14 protein-coding genes are annotated in these 15083 nt (G+C 65.5%); 11 read left to right on the top strand and 3 right to left on the bottom strand.

Annotation, left to right across the window (positions count from 1 at the left end; genetic code table 11):
- Positions 1-48: 48 nt before the first annotated feature.
- Positions 49-1122 (top strand): PAS domain-containing protein, encoded by a 1074-nt coding sequence (locus Q0897_RS00950; protein WP_299307054.1) that lies wholly within the window; start codon positions 49-51, stop codon positions 1120-1122.
- Between the two features lies 1 nt (position 1123).
- Here the strand turns inward: Q0897_RS00950 and Q0897_RS00955 are convergent, their stop codons facing one another.
- Positions 1124-2431, bottom strand: coding sequence for a phospholipid carrier-dependent glycosyltransferase (locus Q0897_RS00955; protein WP_299307055.1), 1308 nt, complete (start codon positions 2429-2431; stop codon positions 1124-1126).
- A gap of 83 nt (positions 2432-2514) precedes the next feature.
- Here Q0897_RS00955 and Q0897_RS00960 point away from each other — a divergent pair, with 83 nt between their 5' ends.
- The 6 genes from Q0897_RS00960 (at position 2515) to Q0897_RS00985 (ending at position 8158) form a co-directional block, all read left to right on the top strand.
- Entirely contained in the window at positions 2515-3723 is a 1209-nt protein-coding gene (locus Q0897_RS00960; protein ID WP_299307056.1) for an aminotransferase class I/II-fold pyridoxal phosphate-dependent enzyme, read from the top strand.
- Positions 3720-5099: a PAS domain S-box protein gene (locus Q0897_RS00965; RefSeq protein WP_299307057.1), complete on the top strand. Its 1380-nt coding sequence runs from the start codon at positions 3720-3722 to the stop codon at positions 5097-5099. The genes Q0897_RS00960 and Q0897_RS00965 overlap by 4 nt, the downstream gene beginning before the upstream one ends.
- 106 nt (positions 5100-5205) lie before the next feature.
- A complete protein-coding gene (gene apaG, locus Q0897_RS00970; RefSeq protein WP_299307556.1) occupies positions 5206-5604 on the top strand; it encodes a Co2+/Mg2+ efflux protein ApaG in 399 nt (132 codons plus the stop codon).
- A gap of 100 nt (positions 5605-5704) precedes the next feature.
- Positions 5705-6502 (top strand): LysR family transcriptional regulator, encoded by a 798-nt coding sequence (locus tag Q0897_RS00975; RefSeq protein ID WP_299307058.1) that lies wholly within the window; start codon positions 5705-5707, stop codon positions 6500-6502.
- 79 nt (positions 6503-6581) lie between these two features.
- Positions 6582-7610, top strand: coding sequence for a 3-oxoacyl-[acyl-carrier-protein] synthase III C-terminal domain-containing protein (locus tag Q0897_RS00980; protein ID WP_299307059.1), 1029 nt, complete (start codon positions 6582-6584; stop codon positions 7608-7610).
- Complete coding sequence (locus Q0897_RS00985) at positions 7610-8158, top strand: isoprenylcysteine carboxylmethyltransferase family protein (protein ID WP_299307060.1); 549 nt, start codon at positions 7610-7612, stop codon at positions 8156-8158. Before Q0897_RS00980 ends, Q0897_RS00985 begins: the two co-directional genes overlap by 1 nt.
- Positions 8159-8170: 12 nt before the next feature.
- On the opposite strand, the gene Q0897_RS00990 is transcribed toward Q0897_RS00985, so the two are convergent.
- Complete coding sequence (locus Q0897_RS00990) at positions 8171-9139, bottom strand: hypothetical protein (protein ID WP_299307061.1); 969 nt, start codon at positions 9137-9139, stop codon at positions 8171-8173.
- Between the two features lie 89 nt (positions 9140-9228).
- A complete protein-coding gene (locus tag Q0897_RS00995; protein ID WP_299307062.1) occupies positions 9229-10101 on the bottom strand; it encodes a hypothetical protein in 873 nt (290 codons plus the stop codon).
- Between the two features lie 516 nt (positions 10102-10617).
- Here Q0897_RS00995 and rpsL point away from each other — a divergent pair.
- The 4 genes from rpsL (at position 10618) to tuf (ending at position 15036) form a co-directional block, all read left to right on the top strand.
- Complete coding sequence (gene rpsL / locus Q0897_RS01000) at positions 10618-10989, top strand: 30S ribosomal protein S12 (RefSeq protein ID WP_127611038.1); 372 nt, start codon at positions 10618-10620, stop codon at positions 10987-10989.
- Between the two features lie 63 nt (positions 10990-11052).
- Positions 11053-11523 carry a 30S ribosomal protein S7 gene (gene rpsG, locus Q0897_RS01005; RefSeq protein WP_202083619.1) on the top strand — a complete coding sequence of 157 codons (471 nt, stop codon included), beginning with the start codon at positions 11053-11055 and terminating at the stop codon, positions 11521-11523.
- Between the two features lie 137 nt (positions 11524-11660).
- A complete protein-coding gene (fusA, locus tag Q0897_RS01010) occupies positions 11661-13754 on the top strand; it encodes an elongation factor G (protein WP_299307063.1) in 2094 nt (697 codons plus the stop codon).
- A 91-nt stretch (positions 13755-13845) separates the two neighbouring features.
- A complete protein-coding gene (tuf, locus tag Q0897_RS01015) occupies positions 13846-15036 on the top strand; it encodes an elongation factor Tu (RefSeq protein ID WP_299307064.1) in 1191 nt (396 codons plus the stop codon).
- The last annotated feature ends 47 nt before the right edge of the window (positions 15037-15083 follow it).

A 15083-nucleotide genomic window follows, 5' to 3' on the forward strand; every position in this document is an offset into this window, starting at 1 on the left:
GTGTATTAAGCCTTTGGCAACATGGATTAACGAAGCTGGCGGCGGAATTTGGCGGACATTCGACACCAGGACGGGGGCAGTCAGGCCGGACAGGAATTCGAGCCTGCGACTGCACGAAGCAGCGCCGCCGATTTCGATGCCATGTCGAACGATCTCGCCCGCATGTTTCAGCAGGCCGCCGAACAGACGCGCATGGCGATCTGCATTTCGGACGCCCGCGCGCCCGACATGCCCATCGTTTTCGCGAATCAGGCGTTCCTGCACCTCACCGGATATGAGCGGGAGGATGTCCTCGGCCGGAACTGCCGCTTTCTCCAGGGGCCGGATACCGATCCCGAAACCGTCGCCCGCGTGCGCGACGGGCTCGACGACGAACGTGTGCGCGTCACCATCCTGCGCAATTACCGCAAGGATGGAACGCCGTTCTGGAACTCGCTCCATATCGGGCCGATCTTCGACAGGGACGGGGAGCTGACCCATTTCTACGGCTCGCAATGGGACGTGACCGAATTGCTGGAGGAGCGCGACCGCATGGCGATCGCGACCCGCCTCAATCAGGAGATGGAGCATCGCAGCCGCAACCTGTTCGGCGTGATCAGTGCGATGATCCGCCTCTCCGTCAAATCGGCGCAGGACAAGTACGATCTCGCGGACAAGCTATCGGAACGTGTGGTCGCCCTGTCGCGCGCGCACGCGGTATCGTCGCGCACCGGCGGCCATGTGCACGAGGCGGACCTGCGCGAACTGATCGACGCGATCCTGCTGCCCTACGAAGATGGCGCGCGTGACCGTATCGCGGTGATCGGCGACACGGTCACGCTGGACAAGAAACAGGTGACGCCGCTCGGCCTCGTGCTGCACGAGCTGGCGACCAATGCGCTGAAATACGGGGCGTTGTCGACGGCGGACGGGGCGGTCGCGGTCGACTGGACGCAGGAGGATGGCAAGCTCGTGCTGATCTGGCGCGAAACCGGCGGTCCGGCGCTCGACGATGGCGAGCCGGGGCAGTCGGGCTCGGGTTCGCGCATCATGCTGGGCGTGCTGAGCAATATCAACGCCACCATGAAACAGGATTGGGAGGCGGACGGGCTGGTCGTGCGCATCGCGATTCCGGTCGAATGAGCTATCGCCACCCCTCGATCCAGGCATAGTCGAGAAAGCTGTCCCGCCCGGCGAGCGCCTGTCCGGTCAGCACCGGCAGGAACCAGATGAACAGCGACAGCGACGCGGCGAGGAACGGGATCGCCCATACGCGAAACCGCGTCTCCCACACCGCCCGGTCGATCATGAACGCAAGCGCCGCCATCGCGAACAGCGACGGCAGCAGGTAATGGTAATAGAACTGCACCGGCTTTGGCGCCGCGATCCACATCGCCATCGCCGCGATCCATCCCCAGCTCGCCAGCGCCATGTCGCGCCGCCCATGCCGCGCCCCGCAATACAGCCCATAGGCGAGCGCCGGCAGCGCGGCGAGCATGGTCAGCGGATTGCCGACGAGCAGGATCCCGCGCTGCGCCCCTGCATAGACCTCATAAAAATACCAGATCGCCCGCGTGTTCGCCGCCCATTGCCACCACCGCGACATATAGGTGTGCGGCGTCGTCACCCCCTGTTGCAGCGATAGCATATGCGCCTGCCACGATACCGGGTCGTGCCATTGCGGCGGCGGATCGGACAGCAGCGCAATCGTCATGAAATGCAGCAGGTAAACCGCCACCGGCACCACGCCGAGCCACCAGCCCGCCTCGGTCAACGACACGCCGCGCACCGGCCCTGCATCGCGCGCGGTCAGAACGCGCAGAGCCCCGCGCCTGTCCCGCGGCAAGGCCCGCCACCGCGCCCATGCAAAGGCCAGCCCGGCAAAGGCAGGCAGCGGCGCCGCGTTCCATTTCGCCGCCACGGCCAGCCCCATCAACACCCCGCCCGCCGCGAGCCGCACGCGCGCCGCGCCCACGCGCCCGGCATCGAGCGCCGCCGCGCACGCCCACACCCCCGCCGCGCCCAGCCCGAGCATGTAGATGTCGAGCATCGCGATCCGCGCCTGCACCAGCAGGGTGAAATCGGTCGCGATGAGCACGCCCGTCGCCAGCGTCGCGAAGGCACGATGCGACACGTGCCACACCGCGCGCATCGCGGAAAACAGCGTGATCATCCCGAACAGCACCGACCCGATCCGCCACCCGAACGCATCGTCGCCGAACGCAGCCATGAAAAGCGCGAGCAATTGCTTGCCCAAAAGCGGATGCTCCGCATTGCGCAGCGTGTCGCCCGCGATCCAGTCGCGCGCGGCGGGAAGGTAATGGATCTCGTCGAATATGGGCGCCGCGATATGCGCGACCTGCCACGCGGCCAGCGCGCCGAACACGGCGGTGATCGCGATGGCCGCGCCGATGGGGTCGCGATTTTCACCCCGTGGGCGGGAACGATTCATCGCCCGAATGGGTAGAGGGGCATGTGGCGCGCGGCAATGCGCTTGTTGCATCGCCTCTCTCTGCCCGCTACCGGCCCGAACTTATGAAACGTCACACTGGCACCGATCGCTCGATCACGCAAAGCTGGAAACCCGCAACGCGTGCCGTGCGCGCGGGTACATCGCGCTCCGAACACGGCGAAACGTCGGAGGCGCTCTACCTGACCTCCGGCTACAGCTACGACGATGCGGCGACCCCTGCGGCCCGTTTCGCGGGCGAGGCGGCAGGCATGACCTATTCGCGGTTGCAGAACCCGACGGTCGCCATGCTGGAGGAACGCATCGCGGTGATGGAGGGGGCCGAGGCCTGCCGCACGCAGGCATCGGGCATGGCGGCGATGACCGCGGCGCTGCTCTCGCAATTGTCGGCGGGCGATCACATCGTCGCGGCCCGCGCGGCGTTCGGCTCGTGCCGCTGGCTCGTCGATTCGCTGTGCCCGCGTTTCGGGATCGAGAGCACGACCATCGATTCCACCGACAATGACGCATGGGAACGTGCGATCCGCCCCAATACGAAGGTGTTCTTCTTCGAAACCCCGGCCAATCCCACGCTCGACATCGTGGACCTGCGCGCGGTGTGCGCCATTGCGAAGGCGCATGGCATCACCACCGTCGTCGACAATGCGTTCTGCACGCCCGTCATGCAGCGGCCCATCGAATGGGGCGCGGACGTCGTCGCCTATAGCGCGACGAAGCTGATGGAGGGGCAGGGCCGCGTCCTCGCAGGCGCGGTCTGCGGGACCGAGGAATTCATCAACGAAACGCTCCTCCCGTTTCAGCGCAACACCGGCCCGAACCTGTCGCCGTTCAACGCCTGGGTGGTGATGAAGGGGCTCGAAACGCTCGAACTGCGCGCGCGGCAGCAATGCGCCAATGCCCTGCGCGTCGGGGAATTCGTGGAGACCCGCGTGCCCCGCATCCTGCACCCCGGCCTTGCGAGCCATCCGCGCCACGCGCTCGCGATGGAGCAGATGGACATGACCGGCTGCATCTTCTCCTTCGTGCTCGACGGCGGGCGGGAGCAGGCGCATGCCGTGCTCGACGGGCTGGAGCTGATCGACATTTCCAACAATATCGGCGATTCGCGCTCGCTGATGTGTCACCCGGCCTCCACCACCCATGCCAGCCTTTCGCCGGAAACCCGCGCCGAAATGGGCGTGGACGAGGGCATGATCCGCTTCAATGTCGGGCTCGAGGACGCAGACGACCTTATCGCCGATCTCGACCGGGCGTTCGACCGGGCCGGTCTGTGACCGCATCGCTCCCCGACGGCGAACGATGGGATGCGGATGGCGGGCTTCCCGCCGGTTCGCTCCTGTCCGCCATCGTCGAAGGGGCGGAGGATGCGATCATCTCGCGTCGGCTCGACGGGCAGGTGCTGTCGTGGAACCGGGCGGCGGAACGGCTGTTCGGCTATAGCGCGGAGGAGATGATCGGGCGGTCGATCGACGTGCTCATCCCCACAGACCGCATGGACGAGGAGGCAGACATCATCGCGCGCCTCGCCGCGGGCGAAACGCTGACCTCGCTGCAGACGATCCGGCTGAGGAAGGATGGCGCGCCCCTGTGCGTGTCGCTCACTACCTCCCCCGTCCGCGATGCGAACGGCACGATCATCGGGGCGAGCAAGATCATCCGCGATTCCGGGTCCTGGCAGGCGGCGCAGGACGCGCTCGCGCGCAGCGAGCGGCGCTTTCACATGCTCGCCGACAATATCGCGCAGCTGGCCTGGATCGCGGAGCCGGACGGCGCGATCCACTGGTACAACCGGCGCTGGTACGAATATACCGGCACGAGCGAGGAGGAGATGGTCGGCTGGGGCTGGCGAGCGGTGCACCATCCCGATCATGTCGAGCGGGTCGTGCGGGAATTTCGCGCCTGCATCGGCGCCGGCACCTATTGGGAGGACACGTTCCCCCTGCGCGGTGCGGACGGGGAATATCGCTGGTTCCTGTCGCGCGCGAAGCCGGTCTATGACGCGAAAGGCCGGCTGATGAGCTGGTTCGGGACCAATACCGACATCACGAAGCAGCGGGACCAGGGCGCCGCGATCGAAAACCTGCTGACCGAGGTGAACCACAGGGTCAAGAACACGCTGGCCACGATCCAGGTGCTTGCCCGCCGGTCCGCCCCCGGCAACGACGATTTCGCCAAGCGTTTCGTCCGCCGGATCGAGGCGCTGACCATCAATCAGGATCTGCTGATCGACCGGCATTGGGGCGAGGTTCCGGTCGGCGATCTCGTCGCGGCACAGCTCGGCTTTGTTCGCCGCCGGGTCGGCGATCGCCTGCGCTGCGACGGGCCGGACGTGCTGCTGACCGCGCGCAGTGCCGAAACGCTGGGCCTTGCCTTGCACGAACTGGCCACGAACGCGCTGAAACACGGGGCGTTCTCCGAACCGGGGGGCGAGGTGCGCGTCGCGTGGGAGGTGAAGGACGGCCATTTCACCATGCGCTGGAACGAGGCGGGCGGCCCGCCGGTCACGACCCCGGATTTCCTCGGCTTCGGTTCCGCCGTGATCCGCGATGTGCCCGCCGCGACATTCGGGGGCGAAGCGGTGCTCGACTACACGCCGGAGGGCGCGTGCTGGCGCCTGACCTGTCCGCTCGAGGCGGTGGCGGCACACTGACACCGGCGGGGTCGCGGCGCGCCTTGGCGTGCGGCGCCGTTGTGTCCCGGCATCGTGCCCCGGCGTTGTGTCGCGGCGACAATTCGGCTATTCATGCACCCATATGATGGATCGGTTCTTCAATCATGTCGCCCATTCGCATGGCATCACGGTGCGGGTCGCGGCCAATTTCCTGGCCGAACAATCGCGGGTGACGGCGGGCCGCTGGTTCTGGTCCTATCACGTGCGCATCGAAAACCACGGCGACGAACCGGCGCAATTGCTGACCCGGCACTGGCGTATCACCGACGCGAACGGGCGGGTCTCGCGCGTCGATGGCGATGGCGTCGTCGGGGAACAGCCGTTTCTCGACCCCGGACAGACGCATGATTACGTGTCGGGATGCCCGCTCGAAACGCCGCATGGCACGATGGAGGGGCATTATACCTTCCGCCGCGACGACGGCACGCTGTTCGAGGCGGCGATCCCGTTCTTCCCGCTCGACGCGCCGACGGTGATCCGCTGACGATCATGGTGCGGGAGGCCGGATACAGGCGCCCCTTGCGCCGCGGGCCCGCCGCCGCCTAAGGACGGCGCAGACGAACGCGCCGCGAGACGAGGGCATATTGAAACGGACCCACCTGCCATTGAACGGCTTGCGCGTGCTGGATGCGGCGGCGCGGCACCTGTCCTTTACCCGCGCGGCGGACGAGCTCGCCGTGACGCCGGCCGCGGTGGGACAGCAGATTCGCGCATTGGAAGACCTGCTCGGCGTCGTCCTGTTCCGCCGCACGCCCAAGGGGCTCGAACTCACGGACGAGGCGCGCGCCGGGCTCGACCCCCTGCGCGAAGGGTTCCTCCGGTTCGAGGAATCGGTGCAGGCGATGCAATCGGGTCAGTCGAGCCATTTCTTCACCTTCGCCGCGCCGCGCGATTTCTTCGGCGCGTGGCTGGCCGGCCGGCTCGCCGCCTATCGCGCCGAGAATCCTGAAACGCGCTTCCTCATGGCGGGTGGGCAGAACACCGATTTTACCGAGGCCAACCTCGATTTCGCGGTGCGCCTCGTCGAAGGGCCGGGCGAGCTCGAAGGGGTGCCGCTCTCTCCGGGGCGCCGCATCGCGGTTGCCGCGCCCGGCGCCGACGATGCGTGGATCGCTTGGCCCGGCCATCCCGCGCCCGACGGGGTGGAGCCGGGCTTGCAGGTCGGCGCCACGGGACAGGCGCTGTCCGCCGCGCTGGGCGGAATGGGGCGGGCGCTGCTCCCGATGCAGCTTGTCGAAAGCGCGCTTGGCGATGGCAGCCTCGTCGCCGTCGGCGAACCGGAGGAGACGCGTGCGACCTACTGGCTCGTCGCGCCGCGCCCGCAATGGCGGCAGCGCAAGATGAAGGCGCTCGTCGACTACCTCACCGCCGCGCCGGCGTAGGGGCACCCCGCGCCCGGAACGCGGGAGGGGCAAGCGGCGTTGTCACCATGCCCGCCCTTCCGGCCGGGTCGGGAGAACCATGGCCCATATCCTTTCGATCGGCACCGCCGTGCCGCCGCAGATCCTGCCGCAGAGCGACGTCGTCCCCATACTGACCGATGCTCTGGGCCACGCACCGCCGCCGCGCCTCGCCTCCATCCTCACCAATACCGGCATTGCGCAGCGGCACATCGCAGAGGACATCGGCTATTACTTCCGCCCCCGGCGCGCGAGCGAACGGGCCGCGACCTTCGAACGGGTCGCCACCGCATTGTGGGAGCAGGCCGCGCAGAACGCGCTCGACCGTGCGGGCCTGACGCCGGCGGACATCGGCACCATCGTCACCGTGTGCACGACCGGCACGCTCACCCCCTCCATCCCGAGCCGCGCGCTGCAACGCATGGGCTTTGCGCCGACCACGCGCACGGTGCCGGTGTTCGGCTGGGGCTGCGCGGGCGGCGGGCTGGGCCTGTCGCTCGCCGCGACGCTGGCCGATGCGGGGCGGGGGGAGGGCGCGCTGCTCCTCGTCTGCGTCGAATTGTGCAGCCTCGCCTACGATCATTCCTCGATGGAGAAGAAGGATCTCGTTGCGCTCGCCCTGTTTTCCGACGGATGCGCCGCCGCCGTCATCGCGCCCGGCGACGGTCCCAACCGGCTCGGCCCGTTCGCGCAACATTGCTGGCCCGACACGATACCGATGATGGGGTGGGAGATCGGCGACACCGGCTTCGACCTCGTGCTGTCCCGCGACATTCCGCGCTTTGTCGAAAAGGATTTCGCCCCGTTCTGCGACGCATTTCTGGCGTCGCAATCGCTTTCCCGCAAAGACCTTGCCGAACCGGCCTGCCACCCCGGAGGGGGCCGCGTGGTGGAGGCGCTCGCCGCGATGTTCGGGCGCGACCTGCCTGCCACCGCCGCCGTGCTGCGCGATTATGGCAATATGAGCAGCCCGACCGTGCTCTTCATCCTCGACCGCCTGCTGTCCCGCCGCGCGCGGGAGGGAGAGCCGGTGCTCGTCACGGCGCTCGGCCCCGGCTTTACCGGCACCGCCGCGCTGGTGCATCCGTGATGGCGCAATGGGCGGCCTCGCCGGCATGGGGTTGGCCGGCGTGGGACTGGCCGGCATGGGCGGGGGCCGTGCTCGCCTATGTCGTCGCCTCGCGCCTTGGCGAACTCGTCTATGCCCGCCGCAATACGCAGCGTTTGCTGGCCGAGGGCGGGACCGAGCATTACCCCGGTCACTACCCGCTGTTCATCGTGCTGCACGGCTCGTGGCTGCTTGCCATCCTGCTGTTCGCGCGGCCCGGACCCGAACCGTCCTACGCGCTCGCCTCGCTCTTCGCATTCAGCCAGGCGGCGCGCTACTGGGTCCTGCATTCCATCGGGCGCTGGTGGACGACGCGCATTATTTCCGCGCCCCATTTCCCGCGGGTGCGGCGTGGTCCCTACCGCTTTTTCCCGCATCCCAACTATGCGGTGGTGGTGGCGGAGATCGCGCTGCTGCCGCTGCTGCTCGGCGCGCCATGGGTGGCGCTGGTGTGGTCGGTGCTGAACGCGATGCTGCTCGCCCACCGCATCCGGCTGGAGGAAAAGGCGCTCGCCCTCCGCGCGGGATAGACGCGGTGCGCCTTACCGTCCCTGCGCCGGGGGAGGGGACAGCAGATGCCGTCCCGCCTCCATCCTCTCGCGCATGAGGTCGAGCTTCGCATTGATCCGCGCGCGCACCGCGTCCTCGTCGCCGAACGCCTCCGCGCGCCATTGCTGTTTGAGCGTTTCGTAAACCGGGTCGCCGGGCCGCGGCATCGCGGCCTCGCCATAGCGATGCGCGCGGCGATGGCGCAGCATGAACATGACCAGCGCCTCGTTATGCCGCCGCCACTCGCCGATGATCGCGCCGCCCGACACGATGGGCCGGGCCTCCCCCTCGATCGCGCGGGTGAGCGCCGTGTCCTCCAGCCTCGCAATCCCGCAATCGACGGCGCGCTCCCACGCGGCGGCAAACCCTTCCGCGCCTTTGCGTGCGCGTAACGTATAAAGCGCCTCGACACTCGCCCCGATGCGCCGCGCGGCCTGCGTGACGCTGCCCGTGGCGGCAAGCACGGCGATAAAGCGGCGCTGGCGGTCCGGGGTGATCGAGTTGCGACGGGGACGGGGATGCACGAACGGCGCGAAATCGAGCAGCGGATCGCCCGGCTCCGGCTCCTCGGTGGTAAAGGCGACATGGCTCGTCCGCCGCGAAGGCCGCGCCGACCGGCAATGCAGCGGTTCGTCCCTCTCCGCGCCGCCGATCACGCGATAGCCCGCCGCCCCGCCATCGCCGTCCCCGCCATCATGCACGCGAACGATCCCCCGCCGCCGCGCCAGCCGTGCATCACGCGCCGTATCGCACAGCCGCGCCCGGTCCCACGCCGCGCGAAATTCCTCTGCCCCGTCGCGGTATCGCAGCTTGTGCAGCGCCGCCACGCTCACGCCGATCTCGGCCGCCGCATCGCCGACGAACCCGCACCGGGCCAGCGCCGCGATGAATTGCCGCTGCGTCTCCGCATCGAGCTTGCGCCGCTTCTTCTGCACCGCCGGGGTAAAGGAAAGATCGACCATGACACGCTCCGCCGTTGATGAGGGGGAGCGGGGTTAGGCGGGGGGAGGGGGTGTAGGAAAATAAAAGCTGCGGGCGGCGGACCGGAATCTCACTTCGAGAAATAGGTTATCTTACTATTCAAGAGCGATTTCACCGGCTTGCCATCCTTGTCTCGTGCCGGTTCGAGGATCAAATCTTCCATCGCGATCGCACAGGCGGCGTCGTCGAAGCCTTCGGCCTTGGTTTGCGCGAACATCTTGCACCACACAATCTTGCCTTGTTCGTCGACCACGATTTTCATATTGAAAATCGCACCCAGTCCGCGCTCACCCGCCGTCGCCGGATAACGACGCTGAACCTTCTGGGCGAACTCTTCCATGTTCACCATCCCGGCCGGCGTATGAACGGCTTCCAGTTCCCTGGGGTCGAGCCCCCAGCTGATCATCAAATCATCGGCGCAGTTGGCAAGGGCCGCAAAGGGGGCGCCCATGCCGCCGAGATCGAACCGGACCGTTCGTTTCCCCTGCGAAATCTGGAACCATTCGATGTGCTTCCCGACCTCGCCAAGCGTTTCGGGGGCTTCCGTCTTCGCAAGGCCGGACGACGTCACATCCGCATGATCCTTCATGGGCCTGTACCCCTCGCTCATGAAGGCTTGGCCATACCCTTTGAAAAGCAATGGCGTCGCATTTTTAACGACAGGCTCGAACGTGGGGCCGAATTGGCTTGCGCTTTCCCGGTCCTGCCGAAAACGCACAAGCGAAGGGCTCGCCACTATCCATGACAACAGCTTGCCGGGCGAATCCTTGTCGATGATAAAGACCGACCTGTTGCCATCCTCACCGAAAACGCGGCTAAGCCGGCATTTGTTCTCGGCATATTCGAGTTGCCAGGCGGTGGAGGAGGTCAGCACGATCGGTTCGTCGGCCATCGCAGGCGCCGCGCTCAATGCAATCGACACCAATGCAACAATTGAACGCATGTATGGACATCCTCGACCCGTTTCGGATTCGCCCATTGATCCAAAGCACACCGTTCGGCAAGCGGCATTCGCGCGACCATCCGACAAAAACGCCGCCGCGTCGCACAGGCCAACCCCTTGACCCCGCCCGAATTCTCCCCTAGGCGCGGCGCACGAAGCGTTGGATTCGTCCAACCCACATAGAGCTGAACATTGCCGGTGAGGCGCGCGCCTGCGCGAATATCCGTCAAAGTAACCCTGCGGGCCTTGTGCCGGGGTGGAGTGTTTTTCGGCTCACCGAACGGCGTCGGGCGGCGTATTTTATACACCGCCGTTTTGGCGCGTGACGTGAACCACCGAAACCAACATCTCCGCATACCGCGCATGCCTTGCCATGCAGGCGAAGGATTGCGGCGCATCGTCCCCCTTGGCGGGCGGCGCGCAACAGGAAGGAAATTGCCCTTTCCCATCCGCCGAAACGCGCGGGGGAGGGCGTAAACCGGCGGGAAACCTCCCGTCGGAAACGAGGAAGAGATTATGCCGACGATCAACCAGCTGGTCCGCAAGGGCCGCGTGCCGCAAAAGGCGAAGTCCAAGGTTCCGGCCATGGAAGCAAACCCGCAGAAGCGCGGCGTTTGCACCCGTGTCTACACCACCACCCCGAAGAAGCCGAACTCCGCGCTTCGCAAGGTGGCCAAGGTGCGCCTGACCAATGGCCGCGAAGTCATCACCTACATCCCGGGCGAAGGCCACAACCTTCAGGAACACTCCGTCGTGCTGATCCGCGGCGGCCGTGTCCGCGACCTTCCCGGCGTGCGCTACCACGTGCTGCGCGGCGTTCTCGACACGCAGGGCGTGAAGGATCGCAAGCAGTCCCGTTCGAAATACGGCGCCAAGCGTCCGAAGTAAGCCGCGCGGGGTACGGGCCGCGTGCCCGTGCCCCCGGCTGCTCTTTTCAGGAGTTATTGAAACATGTCACGTCGTCGTCGCCCCGAAAAGCGCGTCATCCTGCCCGATCCCAAGTTCGGTGACCAGATCCTGTCGAAGTTCATGAACAACCTCATGTACGACGGCAAGAAGTCGACCGCCGAATCGATCGTCTATGGTGCGCTCGAAACCGTCGAGACCCGCGCCAAGACCGACCCGGTGCAGCTGTTCCACGATGCGCTGAACAACATCATGCCGCAGATCGAGGTCCGCAGCCGCCGCGTCGGCGGTGCCACCTACCAGGTCCCGGTCGAGGTTCGTCCCGAGCGTGCGCAGGCGCTGGCCATTCGCTGGCTCATCACCGCGGCGCGCAACCGCCCCGAAACGACCATGGCCGCCCGCCTTTCGGGTGAGCTGATGGACGCGTCGAACAATCGCGGCAATGCGGTGAAGAAGCGCGAAGACACGCACCGCATGGCCGACGCCAACCGCGCGTTCAGCCATTACCGCTGGTAACACGCGCCGATAAGGCGAAACGGTGGATAGGCATGGCGGATGGTCTCCGCCGTGTCTTCCGCCGGTCACATTCATAACTATATGGGGCAGGTCCGGCCACCGCAGGCCGCCCACCCATTGCACCCGAGGAAACTCTCATGGCCCGCGAATATCCGCTGGAACGCTATCGCAATATCGGCATCATGGCGCATATTGACGCCGGCAAGACCACGACGACCGAACGCATCCTCTACTACACCGGCAAGTCCTACAAGATCGGCGAAGTCCACGACGGCGCCGCGACGATGGACTGGATGGAGCAGGAGCAGGAGCGCGGCATCACGATCACCTCCGCCGCGACGACGACCTTCTGGTCGGCCGAAGACGGCGAAGGCCCCAAGCACCGCATCAACATCATCGACACGCCCGGCCACGTCGACTTCACGATTGAAGTCGAGCGTTCGCTCCGCGTGCTCGACGGCGCTGTCGCAGTATTCGACGGCGTTGCCGGCGTTGAGCCGCAGTCGGAAACCGTGTGGCGCCAGGCGGACAAGTACAAAGTTCCGCGGATGTGCTTCATCAATAAGTTGGACCGCACCGGCGCCGACTTCTATTACTGTGTCAATTCTATCGTCGAACGTCTCGGCGCGACCCCGCTTGTTCTGTATCTCCCGATCGGAGCAGAGGCGGACTTGCAGGGTGTTGTCGATCTCGTGAACAATCGCGGCATCGTCTGGGAAAACGACGGTCTGGGCGCGACGTTCAACTATGTCGACATCCCGGCCGACCTCGCCGATAAGGCTGCCGAATATCGCGAGAAGCTCATCGAGACTGCCGTGGAGCAGGACGATGACGTGATGGAAGCCTATCTCGAAGGGCAGGAGCCCGATGCGGCGACGCTCAAGCGCCTGATCCGCAAGGGTACGCTGGCGCAGGCATTCGTGCCCGTGATCTGCGGCTCGGCGTTCAAGAACAAGGGCGTGCAGCCCCTGCTCGACGCCGTCGTCGATTACATGCCCTCGCCGGTCGACGTGCCCGCCATTCGCGGCGTGCTCCCCGACAGCGACAAGGAAGAAACCCGTCCGTCGAGCGACGATGCACCGTTCTCGGCGCTCGCGTTCAAGATCATGAACGATCCGTTCGTCGGCACGCTGACCTTCACGCGCATCTATTCCGGACAGCTCGCCAAGGGTTCGGTGCTGAACTCGGTGAAGGACAAGAAGGAAAAGATCGGCCGCATGCTGCTGATGCATTCCAACAACCGCGAAGACATCGATGAGGCGTTTGCCGGCGATATCGTCGCGATTGCGGGTCTGAAGGAAACGACGACGGGCGACACGCTGTGCGCATCGTCCTCGCCGATCATCCTCGAGCGTATGGAATTCCCCGAGCCCGTCATCGAGCTGTCGGTGGAACCCAAGACCAAGGCCGACCAGGAAAAGATGGGCGTCGCGCTCAATCGTCTGGCTGCCGAGGATCCCTCGTTCCGCGTGACGACCGACCACGAATCGGGTCAGACGATCATCAAGGGCATGGGTGAGCTTCACCTCGACATCCTCGTCGATCGCATGAAGCGCGAGTTCAAGGTCGAGGCGAACGTCGGTGCGCCGCAGGTGGCGTATCGCGAGTCGCTCGCCAAGGAAGTCGAAGTCGACTACACCCACAAGAAGCAGTCGGGCGGCTCCGGTCAGTTCGGCCGCGTCAAGGTCGTCGTCACCCCCGGTGAACGCGGCCAGGGCGTCGTCTTCAGCGACGAGATCAAGGGCGGCAATATTCCGCGCGAATATATCCCGTCCGTTGAAAAGGGTTTCCGCGAGCAGGCCGAAAGCGGCTATCTCGTCGGCTTCCCGATCATCGACTTCACGATCAAGCTGGTCGACGGCGCGTATCACGATGTCGACTCGTCCACCGTGGCGTTCGAAATCGCGGGTCGCGGCGCAATGCGCGACGTGGCGCAGAAGGCAGGCATCAAGCTGCTGGAGCCCATCATGAAGGTCGAGGTCATCACGCCCGAGGATTACCTTGGTGACGTGATCGGCGATCTCAATTCGCGTCGCGGCCAGATTCAGGGTACCGACACCCGCGGTATCGCACAGGCGGTCGATGCCTTCGTGCCGCTGGCGAACATGTTCGGCTACGTCAACGAGCTTCGTTCCTTCACGCAGGGGCGTGCGCAGTACTCGATGCAGTTCTCGCACTACGACGAAGTTCCGGCAAATGTCGCGGCCGAGGTGAAGGAGAAGCTTGCCTAAGCGGCAGGTTCGGTCTAGGGGCGGCGCCTGATTCAGCGGGTGCCGTCTTTCCCGCAGTCAATTTAAATCAGACGAACAGAGGTTTTACATCATGGCGAAAGCTAAATTTGAGCGGAACAAGCCGCACTGCAACATCGGCACCATCGGTCACGTCGACCACGGCAAGACCACGCTGACCGCTGCGATCACCAAGGTGCTCGCCGAAACGTCGGGCGGCACCGCCGTCGATTTCGCGAACATCGACAAGGCTCCCGAAGAGCGTGAGCGCGGCATCACCATTTCGACCGCACACGTCGAATATGAAACCGACGCACGCCACTACGCGCACGTCGATTGCCCCGGCCACGCCGACTATGTGAAGAACATGATCACCGGTGCGGCGCAGATGGACGGCGCGATCCTCGTGGTGAACGCTGCCGACGGCCCGATGCCGCAGACCCGCGAGCACATCCTGCTCGCACGTCAGGTCGGCGTGCCGGCTCTGGTCGTGTTCATGAACAAGGTTGACCAGGTAGACGACGAAGAGCTGCTCGAGCTCGTCGAACTCGAAATCCGTGAGCTGCTGTCCAGCTACGACTTCCCGGGCGACGATATTCCGATCGTTGCCGGCTCGGCTCTTGCCGCGCTCGAAGGTCGTGACGACAACATCGGCAAGGAAAAGATCCTTGAGCTGATGAAGGCTGTCGACGACTACATCCCGCAGCCGGCGCGCCCGGTCGACCAGGCATTCCTGATGCCGGTCGAGGACGTGTTCTCCATCTCGGGTCGTGGTACGGTTGTGACCGGCCGCGTCGAAACCGGCATCGTGAAGGTTGGTGAGGAAGTCGAGATCGTCGGCCTCAAGGACACCGCGAAGACGACCGTTACCGGCGTCGAAATGTTCCGCAAGCTGCTCGACCAGGGTGAAGCTGGCGACAACATCGGTGCTCTGGTTCGCGGTGTTGCCCGTGACGACGTGGAGCGTGGGCAGGTTCTCTGCAAGCCCGGCTCGATCACGCCGCACACCGAGTTCAGCGCCGAAGTCTACGTCCTGTCGAAGGACGAGGGCGGCCGTCACACCCCGTTCTTCGCGAACTATCGTCCGCAGTTCTACTTCCGCACCACCGACGTCACCGGCGAAGTGATCCTTCCCGAGGGCACCGAAATGGTGATGCCGGGCGACAACGTGACGATCTCAGTCAAGCTGATCGCACCGATCGCCATGGACGAGGGTCTCCGCTTCGCAATCCGCGAAGGTGGCCGGACCGTCGGTTCGGGGGTTGTCAGCACGATCACGAAGTAATATAGGCACTCCATCGACCGGGTCTTAACAGATTCGGTCGACCGGAA

It is taken from the genome of uncultured Croceicoccus sp., from assembly GCF_947496385.1.
Lineage (GTDB): Bacteria > Pseudomonadota > Alphaproteobacteria > Sphingomonadales > Sphingomonadaceae > Croceicoccus.